The following is a 21,370-nucleotide window of genomic DNA, read 5'->3' as shown; positions in this document are numbered from 1 at the left end:
AATTAGGAGAGCAGGTGAACGTATGACCATACAACTGATCATAGATGGAGGCGGAGATCTGCCTCAGGGAATGATGGAAGATTATAACATACATTATGTTCCTTTAAATTTACATTTTGGGAACGAGCAATATAAAACGGGTGAGACCATTGACTTAAAGACTTTTTATGAAAAATTGAAGAATACCGAGGAACTCCCACGTTCTTCTTCACCAAGTCCCAACGATTTCTATGAGAAATATAAAGCCTTGGATGCAGAGGATGAAATCCTTGTATTGTCTCTCACCCAAGGATTAAGCAGCACATATGAAAGTGCTGTCATGGGTAGAGATATGCTTCTTGAAGAAGAGCCGAATCGTAAAGTAGCTGTTTTAAATACGAAAACTGCATCAAGCGGTATTGCACTTCTTGTTGATGAAGCATGGAAGAAAATTAATGAGGGCCTTGAATTCGAAGCTGTGGTTTCCCATATGGAAGAGCGCATTGAGAAGACAGCCACACTTTTCATTCTTAAGACCCTGGAGAATGTGATCAAAGGCGGGCGCCTTGATAAAGTGAAAGGAACGATTGCCAAGACTTTAAACATTAAACTGCTCATGCAGGCGAGTGAGGAAGGAACAATCGAAGTGACGGAAAAAGTGCGTGGAAACAAAAAATCCATACGCCGCTTTGTCGATCAAATCAGTGAATACACCCATCAATTCGAAAATCGCAACATCGCATTGTCTCATTGTAATGATGAAGAAGGTGGACAAACCGTATTGAATAAAATCAAAGAACGTTACAACTTCAAGGACGGCCTGTTCATGGAAATGGGGCCTCTGATTTCCACCTATGCCGGCGAGGGCGGACTCGTGATCGCTTTCTTCAAAGACTAAAAAACGCCAGAGGACCTCATGGTCTTCTGACGTTTTTTTATGCATAGTAATCCTCATACTTCGGCTGTGGGGACAATAAAACCAGGATGCCTGCAGTCACTGGGAACAAAATGGTGAGCAAAATCACTTCCTGGTAACCTCCAAGCCAATCAAAAAACACCCCGAACGGAAGCGGTCCTAAAGCAGAGACCGTAACCATCATCGTCCGTTGGCCAAAACGATCGATCAGACGCCCCATCATAAATAACGTAATCCCCGCCACTAAGGTCGCCGCTGAATAGATTCCCGAAACAACGGATCGGGAATAATCAAAATCTTGTATGTAATAATCAATGAAAATAGAGATGGAATACGTTTGACCAGGTCCTGAAAAAAATACGCTAAAACCCGCGATCAAAACAACAACCCATCCATAATAAAAAGGTGTCTGGATGGGCTGCCCATGGTCCCCTTTTTCCATAAAGTCACTCCCTCCCTAAGGCTGACTTACAAAACTCAACACTTCATCAAACAATTCCTCTCGATCATCCCCATGACAAATCAAATGCTTCGATTTTTTTAAAAAAATAACCTCTTTTTCTTCCGATGGGATTTCTTTTTCTAAGTACAAGGCCGCTTTTCTCGGTACCATCCCATCAAGGTCCCCCTGAATAATCAGAACAGGACAACGAACGTGGTGCAAATAAGGGCGGGTGAACTGGACACATTTCATAAACTGAAAGGTTGAAAACAAGTAGGTATCCTTAAGCTTCTTTTGATACCTAAGGAAGAGTTCATTATCTGCAATTACCCCTTTCCATGCATCAGCAATCATCTCAAGTATATCTTTACCCATTTGTGAAAGACTGACATATTTGCCCGCAGCTGATAAGAGAACAAGCCGGTCCAAACGATATTTAGCCGTCAAATAAGCGGCAATCATTCCACCCATAGAAAAACCAATAATATAAATTTGATCATGTCTTTTCATCAAATCGATTAAGGCAAGTTCAGCCGTCGCGATCCACTCTTGGTAATAATGTCCTTCAAGATCCAAATCTTCCCCGTGGCCGGGAAGAGTTGGATTGGTGATTTCCCAATCTGTCCGTGCTTCTAAGAAATCAACAAGGGGTTTAATCTCTTCAGGACTTCCTGTATACCCATGAATACATAAACATCCGATACTCATGTTCCTATGCCTCCACCTGCTTATTATTTCGTTATTCTATTACACATCATTTCCTTATTTTACTAAAAAGACTGCACTCTTTCATCCATTTATTCCCCTACCTAAAAGCTCCTTTACACCGCTGAACGAAACCACTCCATACTTAAGTCAGGAGCCTCACGTTCACCCAGCTCCATAAAAAGAAAGGTGCTCGAACCCCCTTCACGTCAGGGAGAGAGCTTTCACAGATAAAAACCACTACCCTAACGATCCGCAGCATAATTGATGAAGGCCCTATAGAAAAGGCGCGCTAAGCAAATAGCGCGCACATTACTTGATCCCTTTTACGAAAGAGCCAATCCCCTTTACAATCGGGCTCACTTCCTTCACGGTTTTCACAACCTGGCCTGTAGTCGACATCATTTTGTCTATGTCTAACTGTCCATCTTCATTTTGAAAATAATTCATAACACCTTTGGACATACTTCCAACATTGAATGAAGGATTGGGATTCCCGGTTTCAGTATAACCTGTATAGTTGTAACTATTCATATACGGATTCTGGAAACCGTACATTTGATTGAAGTCGTTATAACCCAAGGGGGTGCCTTGGTTTTGGTTCGTGTACATTTGCTGGTAGTTCATCTGATCATAAGGAGAGTTGGCGGGATACCGATACCAACTATTATTGTAATTATAATAATAAGGATTATATGGGTACATGATTGATCCACCTTTAACGTCTGATACTTCAGCCTATGAAAAAACACCTCTAAAAGTGAAACAAAAGTGAAAGGGCTCGCTTCTATTTTGCCTTCAATGATCTCTGAACAAGAATAAGGCGAAGAGAACCGTTCAAATGGTACCCTCCGCCTCATTGACAACTTCTATACACTTTATCACACCCCAATTCTGGGAATCACAAAAAAACAAGCGATCACTCATCACTTGTCGAAACCATTAGGAAAAATTCATGGAGTCTATATCGATATACTGTGGTTTTTCCTTTATACCTAGCTTTTGCTTCATTTTGCGAATTTGATAGCCTAGGATTTTCTCCCCATTTATAAATATAGCGGGTGTCCCGTAGACATTATTTCCTTGTAATTCCTTGAAATACTCTCGGTTTTCTGACACATTCCGCTCTTCATACTTGATTTCCCATTCATTCAACTTTCCTATCACCTTTTCACAATCATCACAGTTCCGACTCGTGTACACGATGACTTCCGGGTTAAGCAACACTCCCCCTCCTTCTGTCTTTTTCAAATTTTATCTTCCCTTTTTATACCCGCCTCTATAAAATCTAAACCTATTTTCTCATCAAAATCGGCTTATTTTTTGTCACGAAACTGTTACTTACCCTACATTTTGTTACAACCAAAAAACGCATCCTCCCCTTTTGCTCTCTTCTCTAAACAATGTAACAAAGAAGGGAAATAGCTTAAAGAATTGAAAGGTCCACTAATTGAATATATAGAGGCGAGCATAATTGACAAATACTTATTTATTCACTGGGTTCCCTGGATACTTAGCCTTATCATTAATTGAAGACCTCTTTAAAACAGGACACCCCATTGAAAAGACTACTCCTTCACCTTCCGAATATGAAGGAACAAGCTATAAAACAGGCCGCCTTCTGGAACGTTCGTCCTCATGTATATATAGAAAAGATCAAGTTAGTGACTGGAGACATTAGTCAAAAGAACCTCGGGCTTGGGTCGTATCAACATCAAGAGTTACAAGAAGGAGTTACCACCTTTTCCACCTTTACGACTTAGCCGTTTTTTTGACCCCAGCATGGAAAGCATGTCTCCCTCTTATAAGAGAGTGAGAAAAAAGAGGCCACTTATGACATAAAAAAATGAGGAAGAAACCAGTCAGCTTCCTCCTCATTTCTTAAATGAACGATTTATTGTCTTTCCAACCAATTTTTATAGAGTGTTTCAAGTATTTCTTCCCGTTGACCTTTCTGTGCTTCAAGCTGAATGAATGTCTCAACATCCTCACACTCTTCCATCTGCTTTTCAATAGCAGATACTTGTTGCTCCAGGTGCTCTATCTCTCTTTCCCAATCCTCAGGAGGGGCTGTCTCCTCCGTGATAGGTTCAGGCGGCTTCCCAGGCTGTCCTCCCTTTTCTTTCCCCTTTGTTTCGAGGAGTGTGTACCAGTGCTTTTTTGTTTCTTCATAAGTACCGAGATAGCTATAAATCTTTCCTTCTACCAGATAGGCGGTTTGAGTAAAACATCGGTCAAGGAAGTGACGATCATGTGAGACACCGATCACGGTCCCTTTAAACTTGTTGAGCGCTTCTTCAAGGACCTCTTGGGAATCCACATCCAAATGATTGGTCGGTTCATCGAGGATCAATAGCTGAATGTCTTGATACATAAATATCGCCAGTTTCAGCCGCATCTGCTCTCCCCCGCTGAGATGGCGAATCTTACGAAATACATCATAGCCATAAAACATAAAGCCTGCGAGTCTATGTCTCGCCTCACCTTCAGTCACCCGGATGTATTCCCTGAAATGGTCGATCATCCGTTGGTCCCGATCGGCACCTTGCAGAGGATTTTGTGGAAGATAACCGATCTTCATCGAAGGGGCACATCTGACACTTCCTGACGTTGGAGCCTCTTTACCTAATAAAATTTTTAATAGTGTCGACTTCCCGCTCCCATTTGTTCCGACGATGGCAAGTCTATCCTGATACCGAATGTGGAGGTCGAGGTTCTTTAAAACTGTTTTGCTTCCATATTTTTTCTCAAGAGAATCCATAAGAAAAACATCTTTTCCTGTCCGGCCATTCACTTCTAGCGAAAGATTCATTTTCTTCGGATCAATGAATGGCTTTTCGACTTTTTCCATACGCTCTAATGCTTTCTCCATGCTTTTAGCTTTTTTGAAGAGTTTTGGATTGGGGGGATTAGCTTCATTGGCCCACTGCCTTAGACGGCGAATCGCTTCTTTCATTTTTTTTATTCTTTTCTGCTGCTCTTCGTATTGGTGGAACTCTTCGAGTAACTTCTCTTCTTTTTGTTTTTCAAAAGCGGAATAGTTGCCTCTGTACATATGAATCTCCCCAGATTCCAAATCCATGATATCTGTGACGATATGGTCGAGGAAAGAGCGGTCATGGGAAATCACACATATGGTCCCAGCATATTGCTGCAAATACCCCTCCAGCCATTCAATCGCTTGTAGATCCAAGTGGTTTGTCGGTTCATCCAATAAGAGCACGTCCGGCTTTTCTAATAACAGCTTTGCAAGACCAAGCTTCGTCTTCTCCCCTCCACTCAAGGTTGAAAAAGGTTGATCTAATAGAGTTTCTACATTCAAACCATTCGCTACTTGACGGATAGATGCATCCATTTCATACCCGCCCTCTTGTGTGAAGCGTTCCTGAATCTCTCCATAAGCAGCTATCGCTTTATCCATCTTTTCTGGGTCCAGCATATCCTTTTCTAATTTTTTCATCTGCTCATCCATAGCCATCAGCTTATCAAAAGCAAGTTGCAAGTAGCTTCTCCCTGTATTATCCCAATCGTAAGGAGTCTGCTTTAAATACCCGATGGTCATTCCTTTTTGGATAAACAGGTTCCCCCCATCGATCCCCTCTTCTTTGGTTATTATTCTAAACAACGTTGATTTGCCACTTCCATTACGACCAACCAGACCTACCCTCTGACCGGATTTGACCGCCATATCAAGAGATTCAAACAATACTTCGCCACCGATGATTTTATATAAATTTTTTAATGTAATAATCATAAAAAACCTCCTAAAGACTTTTGAAAAGCACAAAAAAAGCCAGAGGTCCCGTTACCTCTGACTTTTGTATCTACCTTTTGATCAGATATGAGACGCTACATTCTTCACTATTCAATTGCCATTTTGGACATACGTGTCCCGTTGACAGCTGAATCGTGAATAATTGCACGGCGTACGTAATTAATTTGATAATCGAGCACGTGCATCTGTAGCATCTTCATACCCTCCTTTTGTCTTTAGAATGATTTACATTATAACCTATGGGCAAAAAATTAGCTACCCACTTATTGAATCGGCATAAGTGCCTAGTTTCTTCAGCAATTCGATAGCGTCCTTCTTCTCTTCTTCAGAAAGTCCGTCCATAATCGCTTCAATCTGTTTCCAATGATCAGGAAAAATATCATTTAATAACTCTCGGCCTTTATCCGTAATGGATGCAAAAGTAATCCGACGGTCATTAGGACAAGGAACGCGCTTTAAATACTCCTTCTTCTCAAGCTTGTCTACCACATAAGTGATGCTTCCACTTGCAAGCAGGATTTTCTCTCCAATTTTCTGAAGCGGCTGATCTCCCTGATGATAAAGAAGCTCCAGTACGCCGAATTCTGTCGGGTTTAATTCATATCGTTGTATGTCATCCTTCACTAAATCTGCTATTGTGCGCTGGGCTTTTGTCAGTACAACAAACAGCTTCAATGAAGGGTCTTGTTTTTTCTTGCGGTATAATTCTTGTTCGTTCATCACGTCGCCCATCCTTTTCAAAAGATAAAGATAGTATAAGTTTAACAAATTATAACTGTCAAACCACCCTTTCCCCTTAGATTATCAGTTTTCTTCGGGGATTACCAGGTTTTGTAATGCTTCTGATCCACCACTCAGAAAGGTAAAATGATTCGGGAGAACCTTGATGCTCTCCGGGGTTTTCCCTTTAATTTCGCCATCCATATCTACATCCTGCTTCTTTTCGACATCAATCTTGATCGTACTTCCCTGGTGATGAGAGAGTTCCTGAAACTGGGTTTCATCTGTCTGTGGACGTCCCATCGTCATTAATTCGCGGAATAACGTCAAGTTTGAATTTTTCACGATGAGGACATCAACCTTCCCATCCTGCAGATCAATGGATGGGACAGGCAGCCTTCTTGTTCCTATAAATTGTCCGTTCATGATAAGAATCATGACCGCCTCTCCTTCCATCATTTCATCGTCAACGGCCATCTTGAACCGGAAGGGCGCGGCCTGGTTCACTGTCCTCAAAGCACTGATAAAGTAACTAAGTACTCCTAGTCTATTTTTCTTCCCTTCATCAATGTTAACCGATGTTTGGGTAACGAGGCCGATGCCCCAGAAGTTAATGAAATAATCATCTTCCGTTCTTCCGGCATCAACTTTCACTTCATCGCCCTTTATGATAGATTCCGCCGCTTGATCGGGGCGCTGCTTGGTGTCCAATACACGACTGAAATCGTTACAGGTTCCGCCAGGTATAACACCAATCACTGGACGTATTTCCAATGGAGCAAGAGAATTAATGACTTCGTGGACGGTCCCGTCCCCACCAAAAATGAAAAACACGTCAACTTCAGGTCCATACCTGCGACAAGTTTCGTATAAGTCTTCAAGGGAAGCGGTTTGAATCACTTTCAATTCCTTGACTTCTTTACTAAGTATAGGCAGCGTCTGACTGAGCGCTGTTTCTATTTCCGCTTCCTCTTTATTGCCATTATATAGGAACACTCCACTTTGATAACGAGGCATAGCATCCCTTCCTTTCTCTTAACATCATTGACTATTTTCCTTTCCCTGAAACCAGCTGTTCTTTTTTAATGTTTCATATAGTTGTTCTGGTTCATCCACTGTAAGAAAAATTTGGTTGACCTTCGCTCCATACCAAAAGCCCGGTCTCCTCATTCCATTGGATAACGAATGGCGGGAGATGCTTTACTAAACCTGAACGTGTAAGATCAACGATTTCCAGTCAGCTTGCGGGGCATCCCTATCCCCATAAAAAAGACTCCATTATAAAAGGAATTCGGATGTGTTTTCATATCCATCATCTTCCTTCTCCCCTTTATTTTACTCTACAATAAGTCTTAAGGTTGATTAAATAGAGGTTAATTTTGTCATTGGTCATATGGCGTCTCACTTTGGCGAAGACTTTTCGTTTACTTCTATCCTTCCCTGTTTTATACTGTAATTTGTTTAGGGGGCTAAGTAAATATGGAATACAATATAGATCGAACATTAGGGTATAACATCAACATGGTGTCACACTTTTTGCAGAATATATACAACCAGCGGTTAGGGGAGTATGGACTGACTCACTCACAAGCGAAAGTCATCTATTTCTTAGCCAAAGCAGGAGAACAATCTCAATCGGAGTTACAAAAACAACTGCACATTAAGGCTTCATCCATGAACGGATTAATTGAAACCTTAAGGAAGCATGATCGTATCGTTAAACGATCATGCCAACAGGATAAACGGACGAAACTTGTCAAGCTGACCGACAAGGGGATGGAACTCCATGCCACCATTCTTAAAATTGTGACAGATATCGAAACAGAAGCATCGCAAGGGTTGTCTGCAGAAGAACAACAAGTGATGGTTTCATGGTTGAAGAAGATGCAGCAAAACCTGAAACCTAAAACAGCGAGGAGAGAAAATTAATGAAAGAACAAAGTCAACGGTTAGGTATTCAACCCATTCCAAAGCTGTTAATGAACTTGTCCGTGCCTGCCATGATTGGAATGTTCGTCATGGCCTTGTACAACGTTATTGATACACTTTTTATTGCGCGCGGTGTGGGGATTTTAGGTGTTTCTGGTGTAAGTATCGGCTTCCCTGTCATGATGATCATCATGGCAATCGCAGCTGCTGTCGGTATTGGCGGAGCATCCGTCATTTCCAGACGCTTAGGTGAAAATAAACAAGACGAAGCGGACCAGGTATTTGGAAACGTCCTTTTCACTATAGTCATCGTGAGCAGTATAGGCTTTATCGGTGCTTTCACCTTTCTTGAACCCTTACTGAAGCTATTCGGAGCAACAGAAAACATCATGCCTTATGCAACCGACTATCTATTCCCCATCATGCTCGGTTCTGTTTTCTTCTCCTTCGCTTTTACAACAAACAATATCATTCGTTCAGAAGGAAACTCTAAATTTGCCATGGTCACAATGATCATCCCGGCCGTTTTAAATATTATCCTTGATCCTATCTTTATTTTCGGACTGAACATGGGTGTGCAGGGGGCTTCGATCGCTACAGTCATTTCGCAAGCCTCCGTGACTATAGTGGTGTTGAACTACTTTCTAAAAGGTAAGTCATCACTGACTATCAAGCTTGCTTCTCTGAAACCGCAATGGCTAGTGATCCGTGAAGTTTTAACTATAGGAATGCCAGCCTTTATTCGCCAAGTTTCCGGAAGTGGAATGATGATCGCAATTAACCTGATGCTCATTAAATTCGGGGGAGAGTTTGAAGTGGGTGTCTTCGGTATTGTACAGAAACTTGCAATGTTCACGATTATGCCAATGGTTGGTGTCCTCCAAGGAATGCAGCCAATTATTGGGTATAATTATGGTGCGAAAAACTATGACCGTCTGAAGGAAACCGTTATGCTTGGCATGAAAGTCGTTACGATTATTTCAACGGGAATCTTCCTCCTGATGATGGCCTTCCCTGAAGGGCTGATGAATATATTCACAGGGGATAACGCTACTATTGAAACCGGTGCGTTCGCCATTCGAATCATGTTCGCACTAGCTATTTTGATCGGCGCCCAAGTGGTCAGTGGAGGACTTTATCAAGCATTAGGGATGGCAAAGCCTGCCCTCATCCTGTCCATGGCTCGGCAAGTGCTTTTCTTGATTCCACTTGTCTTGATTCTGCCACATTTCTTTGGTGTCACAGGTGTATGGCTTGCGTTCCCGCTTTCCGATCTTATGGCATTTATCCTGTCGATCATTTTCTTATACAAAGATCGAGCATTGTTTTTTAAAAACAAAAGCTCAGGGCGCCTTGTCCATCCCCGACAAGCTTAAAACAAGATTCATACATTCAAATATTCAGCACGGTGCCCTCACTGCACCGTGCTTTTTCATTCCAAATAAAACCTTCCTATAAAGGAATGGAATCCGATGATTCCCTCTTTCTAACGTTCAAGGAAACAAACTTTCTACTCCCGACCACTCCCTCCCAACTTTCCCCATGAAGTTTGTCAGGTAATTATAGCAACAACTGACAATTTCCGTTAGAATAAGACAGAGAGTTTTATTTTCTAGATTAAAGGATGGAACGCATGACATACTCGATCAATTTAATAAAGCTATTAACAAGCCGTGAGGATCATTTGTTTAAATTAAACGAAGCAGAACGATTGAAAAACGTTTGGAATCTATTATTCTTTTTATTCATTTTCACAATGCTTACATATGTATGGACCGCCTGGCTGGGACTTGGTACAGATACCATTTCTGCGAATATGACTGATTTAAACAGAGTCGAATATGAAACAAGGAAGGCTTGGTTCTTAATCGGCAGGGTCGGTTTTGCTCTCCTTTTGTTCCTATTCATCCTTTTCATCTCTTCCTTCTTTTTCTGGTTGTTCAACAACGTTTCTTATAAGAAACTGTTCATCCTGCAAATGAATGTCTTACTTGTGATGCTGATTGAACGAACAACCTGGATTCCTTTGATGATTTACGCTGGAATCGATTGGTATGTATCCCCGTTTTCATTCGGAGTGATCGCCTCCTATTTCACAACAATCGACTGGGTGATCTACTTCTTCGGGGCAGTATCCATTTTTCAGTTATTCATTATTTGGTACCAAGTCAAATGCTTATCTTGGCTTTCCAACACGAAAATCGGATGGATCTGGGTCGGAGTCGTTTTTTGGCACCTTTTGTTGTGGGCCGGCACGTCAGCACTAACAAAATTCGACTTGTATCTCCTTTATTTACTTAGATAAGAAAGCAGCAGGTGTTAAATATGAAGAAAATCAATGGAAAAGGCAGAATCATTGGATTATTGATTATCGCCTTCATTACGACCAATGCTTTCCTCATCTTCCTCGATGAAGAAGAACGGGTCGATCGTAAATCCTATATTGATGAATGGTCTAAATCAATCACCTATGATCTGTTTGAAAAGATGGAAACAAAGGCTGTCTTCACTTCTAAAGAAAAAGAAGCCGTCTATTTTGATGAAAATACGGGTTCTTTTAATGAATTCCTTGTCAAAGAAGGTGACACAGTAAGTGAAGGTGATGAGCTTTACACTTACAATGTCCTGAATTATTATCAGGAGGAAGCTCGCCTTCAATCGGAGATCGACCGTTTAGAAGAGGAAATGGAGGCTATCTCGAGTTTTATTAATGAGATCGAAAGTTATCGTGTTCCTGACCCTCCAGAAACAGAGGACAATAGCGGGTTATTTAACAATGATACAAGCTCTAATGAGGAGACTCCTCCCTCCTATGTAGAAACAGAATACTTAAAAGAAGAAAAAATTGCCGAACAAGAAGCTGAACTGGCTAAACAGGAAGCGATGCTGGAAATGGTGGAAAATCAATTGGACCAACTTCAGAATGATGGGGATCAAATCACTGTAACAAGTGCTTTTTCCGGTACTGTCACTAATATTTCCGAAAGTCTTGAGGCCCCTCTTCTCACTCTTGAATCTCCAAACCTGGTTCTTGAAGGAGCGATTCATGAACAAGACCGGAGTCAAGTAAAAGAAGAAATGACTGTAGAGATTTACGTTCCAGAACTAGATTATGAAACGACCGGGACATTATCCAGTGTGGACCAATTTCCACAAGAAACTGATGTTAACCGCTTAAGCCGCTATCCCTTCACCGTTACGTTAGATCAACCATCGGAAGACTTATTACCAGGTTACCATGCAGAATTGAAAGTGATTACTGAGGAGGCCCTGGGTGTCGTAACTGCTTTAGATACCGCTCTTGAGACCGACGAAAACCTTTATGCGTGGGTAATGGACGAAGAAGGCATGCTGGAACGACGGGCTATCGAAACTGGCCTGGAAGACAAAGGTCTTGTTGAAATTGTTTCAGGGTTGGAAGATGGGGAATGGCTTGCCGTCAAGCCAAAAGATGAATTCCGAAATGGAGCCGTCTTTTTCACACCTCTTCATACAGAGGATCTCCAAGTCCAGGAAGTATTCAATATTGAACGTCGTTCAATGCTGAGCTACGGGCTGCTCGGTCTTTTATCCAGATAGTACCCTTCAAACTAACAGGCTTCCCATCAGGGGCGCCTGTTTTCTTTTTCTATCCCCATTACTTCCCGCTCTATCTTACCTACTTATTAAGCCTCCATTAAGGCAAGGATCTCTGGGAAATGGAGCCGTGTCCGTACCTTCCATCACAAGAAAAGGACCAAACCTTTTGTGCGGTTATCGAAGGTTTAGTATAGAAGAGAATTAGGAAATGGAATAAATAGAAAGAATAGTTTTACATTTGCATCTCTACTTATCCCATGGGACGATAGTAGTTAGATAGAATACGAGTGGACAACACGAGGGGGTTAGGAATATGAAATTAAGCGTACTGGATCAATCCCCTATTTTAGCTGGGACGGACCCAAGTGAAGCATTAAAACAAACAACAGAACTTGCCAAATGGACAGACAAACTTGGCTACCACCGGTTTTGGGTGTCCGAGCATCATAGTACAAATAGTCTGGCAGGATCAGCACCGGAAATACTGGCTGCCCACCTTGCTGCACATACCCATAACATTCGCATCGGCACGGGTGGAGTCCTCCTCCCCCATTACAGTTCCTATAAAGTATCCGAAACCTTCCGTATCCTTGAAACCCTGCACCCTAATAGGATCGACCTCGGAGTTGGACGTGCCCCAGGCGGCATGCCTAATGTAAATTTAGCTCTAAATCGCGGGAAAGTTCCCAGCGTAGAACACTACCCTTCTCAAGTGGAAGAACTCTTAGCCTATTTACACGGGCAAGACCCTCAAGGGATGGATATTTACGCGACACCCCAAGGGGAAACGGCCCCTCCTGTGTGGATGCTTGGATCAAGTGGAACAAGTGCTCGATTAGCAGCTGATTTAGGTGTTTCTTACTCATTCGCTCATTTCATCAATGGCCGTGGGGGTGTTCGTGCCATGGATCGCTACCAGGGTTACTTTACACCATCGATACAACAGAATAGCCCTCAAGGAAATGTTTCCGTTTTTGTCATATGCGCAGAAACGGATGAACATGCAGAATACCTGGCTTCTAGTTTAGACTTGGCACTTCTTCAAATCGAGCAAGGAGGAAAGCGTATGTCTTTTCCCACTCCAGAAGAAGCTCTCAGCCATTCATACAGCCTTTACGAGGAAGAACGGATACAGGATAACCGCAATCGGATGATTGTCGGGTCAAAAAATAAAGTCAAAGAAGAAATAGAGCAGCTGGCTGACAGTTACAACGTTGACGAAGTGATCATAAATACGATCGTCAATCCATTTGAGGATAGACTAAGGTCGTATGAACTTCTTGCTGAGGCTTTTCAATTAAACCATACAACTACCACTATGATGTAATGTCATAGTGGTTTTTTATATGGGCCGCCTCACTCAATCCCCTCAAGGGCCCTTTTGGGTAATTTCGTGGTTGCTCTTAAGCAATCAAGGATTGAACTATAAAACCCTCCTCTGCTAAATACCCTTCACAACATTTATTGAGTCTTATTTCCTATTTATTTCGTCCTGGATCTAACCGATATGTATAGATGTCAGACATCATAACAAGGAGTGATGATCGTGAAACACCTATACATACCGTTTGTATTCCTTTCCATTGTTATCGGATTGGCAGGATGTGTGAACAGTGAAACGAAAACGAATACAGGAGATCCCGTGAGTGCAGGATTAATCGTTACAGATAGTGGTCTTGGTGACGATTCTTTCAGTGACTCCGCTTTTCAAGGTCTTGAACAGGCGCGAGATGAACTGGGAATTACCTTCGATTATCGTGAACCTTTCGATCAAGATTATGAAAAACATGCAAGGAATCTATTAGAACAAGATCATGATGTTATTATCGGCCTCGGCTATAACTCACAAGTAGCCATTGAAAAATTGGCCAAAGAATATCCAGAACAGTCTTTTGTGATGATTGATGCTATTTCCGAGCTTGAGAATGTAACCTCGATTACTTTCAAAGAAGATGAAGGCAGTTATTTGATCGGTCTCATTGCCGGTATGAAAACCGAAACCAATACCGTAGGGTTCATTGGCGGTGAGGAAATCCCCGTGGTTGAGCGGTTTGAAGAAGGTTTTAAAGAAGGAGTTAAAGAAGCGAATCCAGAAGCCCATGTGCTCTCCGAATATTCCGGAACATTTGATGACGACGATCAGGGAGCGTCTATTACCAAAGCTATGGTAGAGGAAAACGCGGATTTCGTCTTCCCTGCTGCTGGATTTACGGGCATTGGTGTGTTGAAGGAAGCACAAAGGCAGGGAATTCACGCTTTCGGTGTCGACAGTGATCAGTTTTTTGTTGCTGAAGAGGCTGTGGTTTCTTCGATGCTGAAAAATGTCAACGTTGCCCTGTATAATGTGATGAAACAACTGGATGAAGGGGAAAAACTGGACGGCGGAGCTCAATCACTTGGGATTGATGAGGACGGTGTCGGTCTCGCCCCTATACGACTGATTGAATGGACAAGCGAAGAACAGGAACTATTGAATGACGCGACAGGACAGTAAGGAGGCACGTTTATGAAAATTGGAAAAAGACTATATACAATGACGCTCATTCCATTACTTTTATGCCTGGGTCTGATCGGCTTCATCGTTTTTCAAATGATGGATTTACAGCGTTCATCCAACCAGGATGCCCACATACTGTTGGAGGGAAAGGAACTACACAGTCAGCTTGTCAGTGTAGAACAATCATTAACTACCTATGGCTATAACCCATCTGAGGCCTCCCGCAGTGAAGCAGAAATGCAAATCGAACAGACGAACTCTATTTTTGGAGATATCGAGCCATTGATAGGAACAGCCAGACAAGAACAGTGGTACAATCAAGCAACAACGAAATTTAATGATTGGACTCAACTCGCTTCAGAAGCATTAGCAGAAAACGATATAAATGAAGTACAAAGACAAGCCGCACGGACTGGCGGAATCATCAATGACATTTACATGCTTCAACAAGAAGCTCAATCCTGGTATGATGCTCAAATGGCAGATCAAAGACAATCCATCCAAAACCTGATTTGGTTTACTATTATTGCCGCTCTTGTATTAGTTATTTCTACCATTTTATCCACCACAAGGCTAACCAAACATATCGCGCGTCCGATCCGCACCCTGGCTGAAAAAGCCTCAGAAGTCGCCAATGGAAAATTGACGACAACGATCGAAATTTCCGAAAAAGAGAAAGACGAAATCGGACAGTTGAAACATTCGTTCCGTACAATGGTTGATAATTTACAAGGGACCGTCCATTCTGTTCATCACATTGGGCAAAATGTGCAGCATTTCAGTTCCCGCCTTCACAATGAAATGAATGGTCTATCTGAAGTCTCCAATCAAGTAGCGAATTCGACTGATGAACTTGCCCAGGGAAGTCAATCCATTTCTCAGGATGTCCAGTATGTGGCTACATTAATGGACGATCTGCATCATGGGTTTGAAACGAACCGGGAGCAGGGGCAAAGTTCTAGAAAAGCCAGTCAACAGGCCCTTGCCTTCGTTGATGAGGGACAAACAAGTATTACCGAGCAGCGATTGCTCATGGACAGAAGTGCTGCGGCGATAGCCAATGTCGAAACATCCGTTAACCATTTCATTCAATATACGGATCAAATCGAATCAACAGTGAAACTGGTCAATGATATCGCTGAGCAAACGAACCTCCTTGCATTGAACGCAGCAATTGAAGCCGCGCGCGCAGGCGAACACGGAAAAGGATTTGCCGTTGTGGCTGGAGAAGTACGCAAACTTGCCGACCAGTCCACAGCCGCGACTAGTCATATCTCCGAAATGGTCAAACAAATTCGGGAAGGTGTCCAAATGATAGAACAGGAAATGCAGGAAACCGTTCAAATCTCAGATCAGCAAAACCGATCAGTGGATACTTCCAAATCAGCATTTGAAAAGATCAGCACCCAAGTGATAACGATTGATGGACAATTGGAATCATTAGTCGCGGGTTTGGAAAAATCGAAGGAAAAGAGTTCAAATGTTCATATCTCTATAGAAAATGTAAGCAGTATTATTGAAGAGACAGCCGCAGGTACAGAGGAAATATCCGCTTCCACGGTCGAACAGCAAACGGCTTTCCATCAGATGATTGAGGAAACAGATCGACTTGAAGACATGGTGGCCGATTTAAATCGTCAATTGCAGCACTTTGAATGGCATGAACATCAAGAAGAAAACATGAGTGAACGAGATCATAAAGATGATGAGCAAACAAACACCGCCTCAACATAAGGAAGCGGTGTTTTTCTATCTTCGTGTCGGTTTTCCGGCTGGCCGTTCGAGTGAGCGAAGGTCTTCATCGACATTCATCACTTTCTGTTCCACCATTTGCCTTGCATCATCTACTCCTTTATTGTAGAAAAAGGGCCCCATATCCTCGGCCAGCCTATGTACCCATTGTTCTGCGGCGAGGTCTCCAAGGACTTCTCCCTGCTCCAATTCAAAATATTCCTTCACTCGCTCTACCATGTACGCCTTTTCATCCTTTTTCAGTTTCATAAATTCTCCCCCTTCCCTTCTATCGTATCACATCCTCCCCCTCCTTCATCCCACCCCACAAACCCAATTCTCCTTTCCTCCTTACCCTGATTTCTCCTTAATCAGACATCCAGGTGATAGGATAGTTTTCTTCTTCTCTATTTGTTTGTATGATAAAGATGAGAAACCTTTATACAAAGAAGCCCATTGAAGTTATAGTATGGAACAGCTTAAATGGAAACCTAAGACATGAAAACGAATGGTTGTCCACCCTTGTCGCCACTCCCTGAAATCAAGGGTACTGAAAGATTAAGAGTTAAAGAGGGTTCGTTGTTGAAAAAGCTCTTTCCGTACACCCTCCTCTTCCTCCTAATCACAGCCGGTGTAATAGATACGCATGACTCCCTTTTTATCGATTGTATTCAGCCTGAGTCAATGCCATTGCTGCGATAATCGGAGGAGGACAGATCCTAACACTTCCACTTGTCTTCTTCTCTTTCTCGAAAATGTCCATACGTCTATGATGTCAGCATTTTCGATTTGCTTTGCTTTGAACCCAGCTTTTTATGTATATCATCATTGAGTTATGTATAATGTTCTTGCCCTACTCACGTTTACCATGGAGGAATCATTGATGACCCAGTCAAAAAAACTAGAGATCCAAAACATTACGAAGCAGTTTCATACCGAAACTATTCTAAATGGGCTTTCTTTCCACCTAAATCACGGGAATATCTTAAGTATAGTTGGGCCATCCGGCAGTGGCAAAACTACTCTCCTGCGTATTCTTGCAGGACTTGAAAAGCCAACGGATGGAACGATCCTCATGAATGGAAAAGATATAACGAAACAGAAGGCATACCGCCGTAATATTAGTCTCGTTTTTCAACAGCCCTTGCTTTTTCCGCATATGACAGTAAAAGAAAATATCGTTTATGGCGCTAAAGTATCGAAAAAATATAAGGCAGAAAAAATAGAGACGCTCCTAGAAGCTGTTGGAATGAAACGTTTTTCTAATTACTATCCATCAGAGATCTCTGGAGGCCAGCAACAGCGGACCTCTCTCGCCCGTGCAATGGCTACAGAGCCGGAAGTGATTTTATTCGATGAACCGTTCAGTAGTCTGGATCCTTCCCTTCGCAAAGATCTTCGGTACTGGGTACGAAATTTTCTCGTTTCACGGCATACAACAGCGGTGTTTGTTACTCATGACATGGAAGAAGCGATGATCATGGGGGATGAAATTGCTGTATTTAAGAAAGGGACCTTCCAACAAATCGACACGGCTGAAATACTTTTTAAGAAACCATCTAACAAACATGTGGCTTCCTTTCTAGGTGGGCATTTAATTATAAATGATAAGGAATATGTTTCTTTACAGGCGATTACAGTGACTCCTCCCAATCAAAAGATTGGTGGTCAACATTTTGATGCAACCGTTGAACATATGACTTATCAATATGGAAGTCCGATTGCTCACCTACACATTAGGAACCTGAATAAAAAAGTTTCCCTTCCTGTAAAAGGAGAACTGCCTCCACGAGTAGAACTCCATATTCCGCCTACATCCATCCAGCGGTTCAGTGAAGAACATTCATGAAAACGAATATCCTTGCAAATCTTTACCTCCCTGAAATGATATAAGAAACTTTGAAAGTATCCATAAAAGGACGGTTCAAGGAAACTTATATTTTGCCATGAAGGCTCTATCCATTTTGTCCTTTAACTGCCATGCTTTTTGGTTATGCGCATGAAGAGCCCCATAGATAAAGAACCCTTTCTTTCCACCTGTAGACAATATGGAAAGGGCCTTTTTTTGTGGGGCAAATGACTTCAATGGCTTATCTGAAAAATAATTTTTCAGATTATTCCATAATACCAGCCCTTGTCTGGCTGCATAGACACCACGTTTCTCAAGCTGTGGAAGATCAATCATCGTAACACAGTCACCAGCTCCAAATATATAATCATAGTCACGAAATTGAAGCGTAGATCTTATAAGAGCGAAATAGCGTTCATCAATAGCAAGAGATGACTTTTCAAAAATGGGATCTCCCAGAGCCCCGCCCAAATATAAAACACCCGTGTGACGAACACGGTTACCTTTGTCAGTTTTCACGAACCCTTCAAAGACCTCTTCTACCCGTTCATTCTCCCAAATTCGTATATCTTTTTTCTTCAATAGCTTTCTCAACTTTGCCGATACCCATTTCGGTCCATCTGCCAGAATTCCTTCCGATAATATTAGCCGTACCTGTCCAGGAATCTGATGATTTTGTTTATACGTCTGCAATGACATGGCAAGCTCCGTACCCGCTGCGCCTCCACCAACAATTAAAGGCATGGTTGTTTCCCTTAATTCGCGGATTTGCGTAGAAAAGTCATAATTAGGTTGGATAGCCTGAACAGCCGTTTCCTCAAATGAGGCAGGGGAACTCTTGGATCCGATGTCAAAACTTACCACATCAAACGGATAAACAGCCCCATCTTCACATACCACTTTCTGTTGATCTGCCTTTAGATAAGCTGCCTTTTTTTGAATCAGGTGAACATTCGCAGCCCTTGCCAATGCTCGAATGTCAACACGCATTTCTTCTTCTGAATAAATACCTTCTGTATATCCTGAAAACATCCCGGAGTAATACTGATATGGCGATGGTGTGATCATACAGACATCGACCCGCTCCCGCCATTCGCTTTTCAATTGTTTTAGTACTTCTAAATGAGCATGACCGGCACCAACGAGCAACAGTCGTTTTGACAAAAGAATACCTCCTTACAGAAAACGCCCACATGGCGGAACCATGTGGACGTCATTCTTAAAGACTTGCTTGTAAAAACTCTTGCACTTCTTCTGGTGTTTTTGCGTTCGCGCTATGAAGGTGGGCTTGCTTGTTCCCATCTTTAAAAATTAAAATACTTGGAATCCCCATCACTTCATATTTTTCTGCGATTTCGGGCAGTTCATCACGATTGACATTATACCATTTGTAACCATTATATTCCTCAAGAATGTCCCCGATAAACATATCCATACGGCGGCAATCCGGGCACCAATCTGCCTCAAATTTCACGATCACCGGGTGGTCACTTTCTATCGTTTTGTTGAACGTATCCGTAGTATGAATAGTTTCCATTAAACTCAATCTCCTTTATGAATATCTACTTCCTATCATACCCAAAAACGAGCGGTTTGTCTTTCCCACAAGCTTATTTATACTCCACCCTACCTAATAACCATGCGGCTAAAAGTCCTGCAAGGAAAGCAACAACACTGACAATCATTAGGACGTCGCTTTTAGGAACACCTGGAAAGATAACGAATACGGAACCTATAACAAGTCCGATAATAACCGCAAAGGTTCCGGAGGTATAGTTTTCAAGGAAAAATTTGACGATTTTACTCATAACGATGATTCCACACACAATTCCTGCCCCAACAACGGCGATAATATCGATTCTAAAATCCGAAATCCCGGAAGTTACAGTCGTATACACACCTATGATGAGCAAAATGAATGACCCACTAATGCCGGGAAGAATCATGGCACTGCTGGCAATCCATCCTGAGAAGAAAAGTAAAACATATCCAGTCAAGGTAAGGTTTTGCATGGGATCAGATTCTGATGCCTGGAAAAATGCCATAGATGCAACGAGTGCAGCTCCAATAAGCAGTAACAGATAGTGTTGCCCTTTGAACTTATGCTTCATATCTGCTTTATGTGCTAAATAAGGTAATACACCAATAATAAGCCCAAGGAAGAAAAACTGAGTCGGCCCCGGATAATGTTCAAACAACCACTCAATCAGATTCGCCATCAATCCTACAGCTAGGACAACTCCAATTCCAAGGGGCAATAAGAATTTTAAATGCCTCTTCCATTCCTTGCTGAAAAATCCATTAATAGCCTCGATAAGACGATCGTAAATTCCTAGAACCACGGCGATTGTCCCCCCACTGACTCCTGGAACAACATCACTCGCCCCCATCAGCAATCCACGATATATATTTCTCCATTCCCACATATTCGTCTGCTCCTTTAAATTCTATCTCTTTTCCTTTTTATTCTATCAAACTTCCCTAAGGTTTTATGATACAGTTTCTTAAAAAAAAACACAAAATGTCCAAACACCTAGTCCTAATCCCCCCATTTTTAGGAGGATCTTGCTTCCATCATATTCAAAACGCTCTATTCAATACAAAAGGGCTTCCAGCCACGGGTGTTGAGGTTGATGGTGCATGAGTGCCTGTTTCAACCATTCTTTTTGATGTTCATTTAAGTAGGGAAACACATAATTAAAATCCTCATAGTCTTTTGAACGTGTATAGGTTGATTTATAGAGCAGGACGATTTCGGGGTTTAAGTAGGCGTACCCATGCTCGGACTGGAGATGCATCCGCTCTAAATCAAAGGTAATCGAAGGGTCTCTTCTGAACTCCCACAAGCCCTTCTTTTTTTCATTAAGGAGGATTTCTAGCTCATGCCCTTCCTGGGAAAAGGCATGGATTTCATGCACGGGAAGGTTTAAAGTCTCTCCACTCTTCCATTCCATTAACTCTCGATGTTTGACTACATACTTTTCCCATGTTTTTAAAGCTTGAAAGAGTTCATGTTGATCCTCGCGGAAAATAGCAACTTCCACATCCTCATGTTTTCTTGTTTCTTCTCCGATGTGAAGATCAATAGCCCATCCTCCGGCAAACATCCATTCTTTATCAAATTCATTCAACCACCGATGAACTTCTCTACATTCGCTGAACATACGGAACCCTCCTCTCTATCATCCTAACCCAGTTCAAATTCCCTTAACCTCCTAGTAGTCCGACAATTCCCTTTCTTTTGACGA

The 21,370-nt window shown here is 42.1% G+C and carries 23 protein-coding genes; 10 read left to right on the top strand and 13 right to left on the bottom strand.

Annotation, left to right across the window (positions count from 1 at the left end; genetic code table 11):
* Positions 1–22: 22 nt before the first annotated feature.
* Positions 23–877: a DegV family protein gene (locus tag BLW54_RS17715; RefSeq protein WP_035511170.1), complete on the top strand. Its 855-nt coding sequence runs from the start codon at positions 23–25 to the stop codon at positions 875–877.
* Positions 878–914: 37 nt separating this feature from the next.
* Here the strand turns inward: BLW54_RS17715 and BLW54_RS21400 are convergent, their stop codons facing one another.
* From BLW54_RS21400 to BLW54_RS17695, 4 genes are all read right to left on the bottom strand, one after another.
* Positions 915–1,337, bottom strand: a complete 423-nt coding sequence (locus BLW54_RS21400; RefSeq protein ID WP_035511172.1) for an MFS transporter — start codon at positions 1,335–1,337, stop codon at positions 915–917.
* A 15-nt stretch (positions 1,338–1,352) separates the two neighbouring features.
* Positions 1,353–2,045, bottom strand: a complete 693-nt coding sequence (locus BLW54_RS17705) for an alpha/beta hydrolase (RefSeq protein WP_035511173.1) — start codon at positions 2,043–2,045, stop codon at positions 1,353–1,355.
* Between the two features lie 309 nt (positions 2,046–2,354).
* A complete protein-coding gene (locus tag BLW54_RS17700) occupies positions 2,355–2,747 on the bottom strand; it encodes a YppG family protein (protein WP_035511174.1) in 393 nt (130 codons plus the stop codon).
* A 237-nt stretch (positions 2,748–2,984) separates the two neighbouring features.
* A complete protein-coding gene (locus BLW54_RS17695; RefSeq protein ID WP_231622440.1) occupies positions 2,985–3,293 on the bottom strand; it encodes a glutaredoxin family protein in 309 nt (102 codons plus the stop codon).
* A gap of 338 nt (positions 3,294–3,631) precedes the next feature.
* Between BLW54_RS17695 and BLW54_RS21340 the strand changes: the two genes are divergently transcribed.
* Complete coding sequence (locus BLW54_RS21340) at positions 3,632–3,805, top strand: SDR family oxidoreductase (protein WP_369332865.1); 174 nt, start codon at positions 3,632–3,634, stop codon at positions 3,803–3,805.
* Between the two features lie 131 nt (positions 3,806–3,936).
* Here the strand turns inward: BLW54_RS21340 and abc-f are convergent, their stop codons facing one another.
* From abc-f to BLW54_RS17675, 4 genes are all read right to left on the bottom strand, one after another.
* The gene (gene abc-f, locus BLW54_RS17685) at positions 3,937–5,796 is read right to left on the bottom strand and encodes a ribosomal protection-like ABC-F family protein (protein ID WP_035511178.1); all 1,860 of its coding nucleotides are present in this window, start codon (positions 5,794–5,796) and stop codon (positions 3,937–3,939) included.
* Positions 5,797–5,903: 107 nt separating this feature from the next.
* Positions 5,904–6,011, bottom strand: a complete 108-nt coding sequence (locus BLW54_RS21225) for an RAxF-45 family protein (RefSeq protein WP_279626564.1) — start codon at positions 6,009–6,011, stop codon at positions 5,904–5,906.
* Between the two features lie 61 nt (positions 6,012–6,072).
* Positions 6,073–6,537 (bottom strand): MarR family winged helix-turn-helix transcriptional regulator, encoded by a 465-nt coding sequence (locus tag BLW54_RS17680; RefSeq protein WP_035511181.1) that lies wholly within the window; start codon positions 6,535–6,537, stop codon positions 6,073–6,075.
* A gap of 84 nt (positions 6,538–6,621) precedes the next feature.
* Positions 6,622–7,554, bottom strand: coding sequence for a YegS/Rv2252/BmrU family lipid kinase (locus BLW54_RS17675; RefSeq protein ID WP_035511183.1), 933 nt, complete (start codon positions 7,552–7,554; stop codon positions 6,622–6,624).
* A 462-nt stretch (positions 7,555–8,016) separates the two neighbouring features.
* Between BLW54_RS17675 and BLW54_RS17670 the strand changes: the two genes are divergently transcribed.
* The 7 genes from BLW54_RS17670 to BLW54_RS17640 all read left to right on the top strand — a co-directional run bounded on the left by BLW54_RS17670 (position 8,017) and on the right by BLW54_RS17640 (position 16,276).
* A complete protein-coding gene (locus BLW54_RS17670) occupies positions 8,017–8,466 on the top strand; it encodes a MarR family winged helix-turn-helix transcriptional regulator (RefSeq protein WP_035511185.1) in 450 nt (149 codons plus the stop codon).
* Positions 8,466–9,842, top strand: a complete 1,377-nt coding sequence (locus BLW54_RS17665; protein WP_035511188.1) for an MATE family efflux transporter — start codon at positions 8,466–8,468, stop codon at positions 9,840–9,842. Before BLW54_RS17670 ends, BLW54_RS17665 begins: the two co-directional genes overlap by 1 nt.
* A gap of 257 nt (positions 9,843–10,099) precedes the next feature.
* Positions 10,100–10,771: a hypothetical protein gene (locus BLW54_RS17660; protein ID WP_035511190.1), complete on the top strand. Its 672-nt coding sequence runs from the start codon at positions 10,100–10,102 to the stop codon at positions 10,769–10,771.
* 20 nt (positions 10,772–10,791) lie between these two features.
* Positions 10,792–12,045, top strand: a complete 1,254-nt coding sequence (locus BLW54_RS17655; RefSeq protein ID WP_035511192.1) for an efflux RND transporter periplasmic adaptor subunit — start codon at positions 10,792–10,794, stop codon at positions 12,043–12,045.
* Between the two features lie 313 nt (positions 12,046–12,358).
* On the top strand, positions 12,359–13,372 hold the full coding sequence (locus tag BLW54_RS17650; protein ID WP_035511194.1) for an LLM class flavin-dependent oxidoreductase: 1,014 nt from the start codon (positions 12,359–12,361) through the stop codon (positions 13,370–13,372).
* A 213-nt stretch (positions 13,373–13,585) separates the two neighbouring features.
* Positions 13,586–14,539, top strand: a complete 954-nt coding sequence (locus BLW54_RS17645; RefSeq protein WP_051744258.1) for a BMP family lipoprotein — start codon at positions 13,586–13,588, stop codon at positions 14,537–14,539.
* 12 nt (positions 14,540–14,551) lie between these two features.
* On the top strand, positions 14,552–16,276 hold the full coding sequence (locus BLW54_RS17640; RefSeq protein ID WP_074736097.1) for a methyl-accepting chemotaxis protein: 1,725 nt from the start codon (positions 14,552–14,554) through the stop codon (positions 16,274–16,276).
* Between the two features lie 15 nt (positions 16,277–16,291).
* On the opposite strand, the gene BLW54_RS17635 is transcribed toward BLW54_RS17640, so the two are convergent.
* Positions 16,292–16,543 carry a DUF2164 domain-containing protein gene (locus tag BLW54_RS17635; RefSeq protein WP_035511198.1) on the bottom strand — a complete coding sequence of 84 codons (252 nt, stop codon included), beginning with the start codon at positions 16,541–16,543 and terminating at the stop codon, positions 16,292–16,294.
* 613 nt (positions 16,544–17,156) lie between these two features.
* On the opposite strand from BLW54_RS17635, the gene ccmA reads away from it, so the two are divergent.
* Positions 17,157–18,122 carry a heme ABC exporter ATP-binding protein CcmA gene (gene ccmA / locus BLW54_RS17630; protein ID WP_035511200.1) on the top strand — a complete coding sequence of 322 codons (966 nt, stop codon included), beginning with the start codon at positions 17,157–17,159 and terminating at the stop codon, positions 18,120–18,122.
* Positions 18,123–18,197: 75 nt separating this feature from the next.
* On the opposite strand, the gene BLW54_RS17625 is transcribed toward ccmA, so the two are convergent.
* From BLW54_RS17625 to BLW54_RS17610, 4 genes are all read right to left on the bottom strand, one after another.
* Positions 18,198–19,286 (bottom strand): FAD-dependent oxidoreductase, encoded by a 1,089-nt coding sequence (locus BLW54_RS17625; RefSeq protein ID WP_074736094.1) that lies wholly within the window; start codon positions 19,284–19,286, stop codon positions 18,198–18,200.
* 55 nt (positions 19,287–19,341) lie between these two features.
* Positions 19,342–19,659, bottom strand: a complete 318-nt coding sequence (locus BLW54_RS17620) for a thioredoxin family protein (protein WP_035511204.1) — start codon at positions 19,657–19,659, stop codon at positions 19,342–19,344.
* Positions 19,660–19,732: 73 nt separating this feature from the next.
* Complete coding sequence (locus BLW54_RS17615) at positions 19,733–20,548, bottom strand: DUF368 domain-containing protein (RefSeq protein WP_035511207.1); 816 nt, start codon at positions 20,546–20,548, stop codon at positions 19,733–19,735.
* Positions 20,549–20,716: 168 nt separating this feature from the next.
* Positions 20,717–21,286 carry a nucleotidyltransferase domain-containing protein gene (locus BLW54_RS17610; RefSeq protein WP_035511209.1) on the bottom strand — a complete coding sequence of 190 codons (570 nt, stop codon included), beginning with the start codon at positions 21,284–21,286 and terminating at the stop codon, positions 20,717–20,719.
* Positions 21,287–21,370 lie beyond the last annotated feature (84 nt).

Source organism: Halobacillus karajensis, from assembly GCF_900108515.1.
GTDB classification, from domain to species: Bacteria; Bacillota; Bacilli; order Bacillales; family Halobacillaceae; genus Halobacillus; species Halobacillus karajensis.
This window is presented reverse-complemented; position numbering and strand designations above follow the sequence as displayed.

Excerpts from the sequence above, each read along its gene's own strand:
- BLW54_RS17715 (WP_035511170.1), top strand. The coding sequence starts at position 23 with ATGACCATACAACTGATCATAGATGGAGGCGGAGATCTGCCTCAGGGA.
- BLW54_RS21400 (WP_035511172.1), bottom strand. The coding sequence starts at position 1,337 with ATGGAAAAAGGGGACCATGGGCAGCCCATCCAGACACCTTTTTATTAT.
- BLW54_RS17705 (WP_035511173.1), bottom strand. The coding sequence starts at position 2,045 with ATGAGTATCGGATGTTTATGTATTCATGGGTATACAGGAAGTCCTGAA.
- BLW54_RS17700 (WP_035511174.1), bottom strand. The coding sequence starts at position 2,747 with ATGTACCCATATAATCCTTATTATTATAATTACAATAATAGTTGGTAT.
- BLW54_RS21340 (WP_369332865.1), top strand. The coding sequence starts at position 3,632 with ATGAAGGAACAAGCTATAAAACAGGCCGCCTTCTGGAACGTTCGTCCT.
- abc-f (WP_035511178.1), bottom strand. The coding sequence starts at position 5,796 with ATGATTATTACATTAAAAAATTTATATAAAATCATCGGTGGCGAAGTA.
- BLW54_RS21225 (WP_279626564.1), bottom strand. The coding sequence starts at position 6,011 with ATGCTACAGATGCACGTGCTCGATTATCAAATTAATTACGTACGCCGT.
- BLW54_RS17680 (WP_035511181.1), bottom strand. The coding sequence starts at position 6,537 with ATGAACGAACAAGAATTATACCGCAAGAAAAAACAAGACCCTTCATTG.
- BLW54_RS17675 (WP_035511183.1), bottom strand. The coding sequence starts at position 7,554 with ATGCCTCGTTATCAAAGTGGAGTGTTCCTATATAATGGCAATAAAGAG.
- BLW54_RS17670 (WP_035511185.1), top strand. The coding sequence starts at position 8,017 with ATGGAATACAATATAGATCGAACATTAGGGTATAACATCAACATGGTG.
- BLW54_RS17665 (WP_035511188.1), top strand. The coding sequence starts at position 8,466 with ATGAAAGAACAAAGTCAACGGTTAGGTATTCAACCCATTCCAAAGCTG.
- BLW54_RS17660 (WP_035511190.1), top strand. The coding sequence starts at position 10,100 with ATGACATACTCGATCAATTTAATAAAGCTATTAACAAGCCGTGAGGAT.
- BLW54_RS17655 (WP_035511192.1), top strand. The coding sequence starts at position 10,792 with ATGAAGAAAATCAATGGAAAAGGCAGAATCATTGGATTATTGATTATC.
- BLW54_RS17650 (WP_035511194.1), top strand. The coding sequence starts at position 12,359 with ATGAAATTAAGCGTACTGGATCAATCCCCTATTTTAGCTGGGACGGAC.
- BLW54_RS17645 (WP_051744258.1), top strand. The coding sequence starts at position 13,586 with ATGATCGTGAAACACCTATACATACCGTTTGTATTCCTTTCCATTGTT.
- BLW54_RS17640 (WP_074736097.1), top strand. The coding sequence starts at position 14,552 with ATGAAAATTGGAAAAAGACTATATACAATGACGCTCATTCCATTACTT.
- BLW54_RS17635 (WP_035511198.1), bottom strand. The coding sequence starts at position 16,543 with ATGAAACTGAAAAAGGATGAAAAGGCGTACATGGTAGAGCGAGTGAAG.
- ccmA (WP_035511200.1), top strand. The coding sequence starts at position 17,157 with ATGACCCAGTCAAAAAAACTAGAGATCCAAAACATTACGAAGCAGTTT.
- BLW54_RS17620 (WP_035511204.1), bottom strand. The coding sequence starts at position 19,659 with ATGGAAACTATTCATACTACGGATACGTTCAACAAAACGATAGAAAGT.
- BLW54_RS17615 (WP_035511207.1), bottom strand. The coding sequence starts at position 20,548 with ATGTGGGAATGGAGAAATATATATCGTGGATTGCTGATGGGGGCGAGT.
- BLW54_RS17610 (WP_035511209.1), bottom strand. The coding sequence starts at position 21,286 with ATGTTCAGCGAATGTAGAGAAGTTCATCGGTGGTTGAATGAATTTGAT.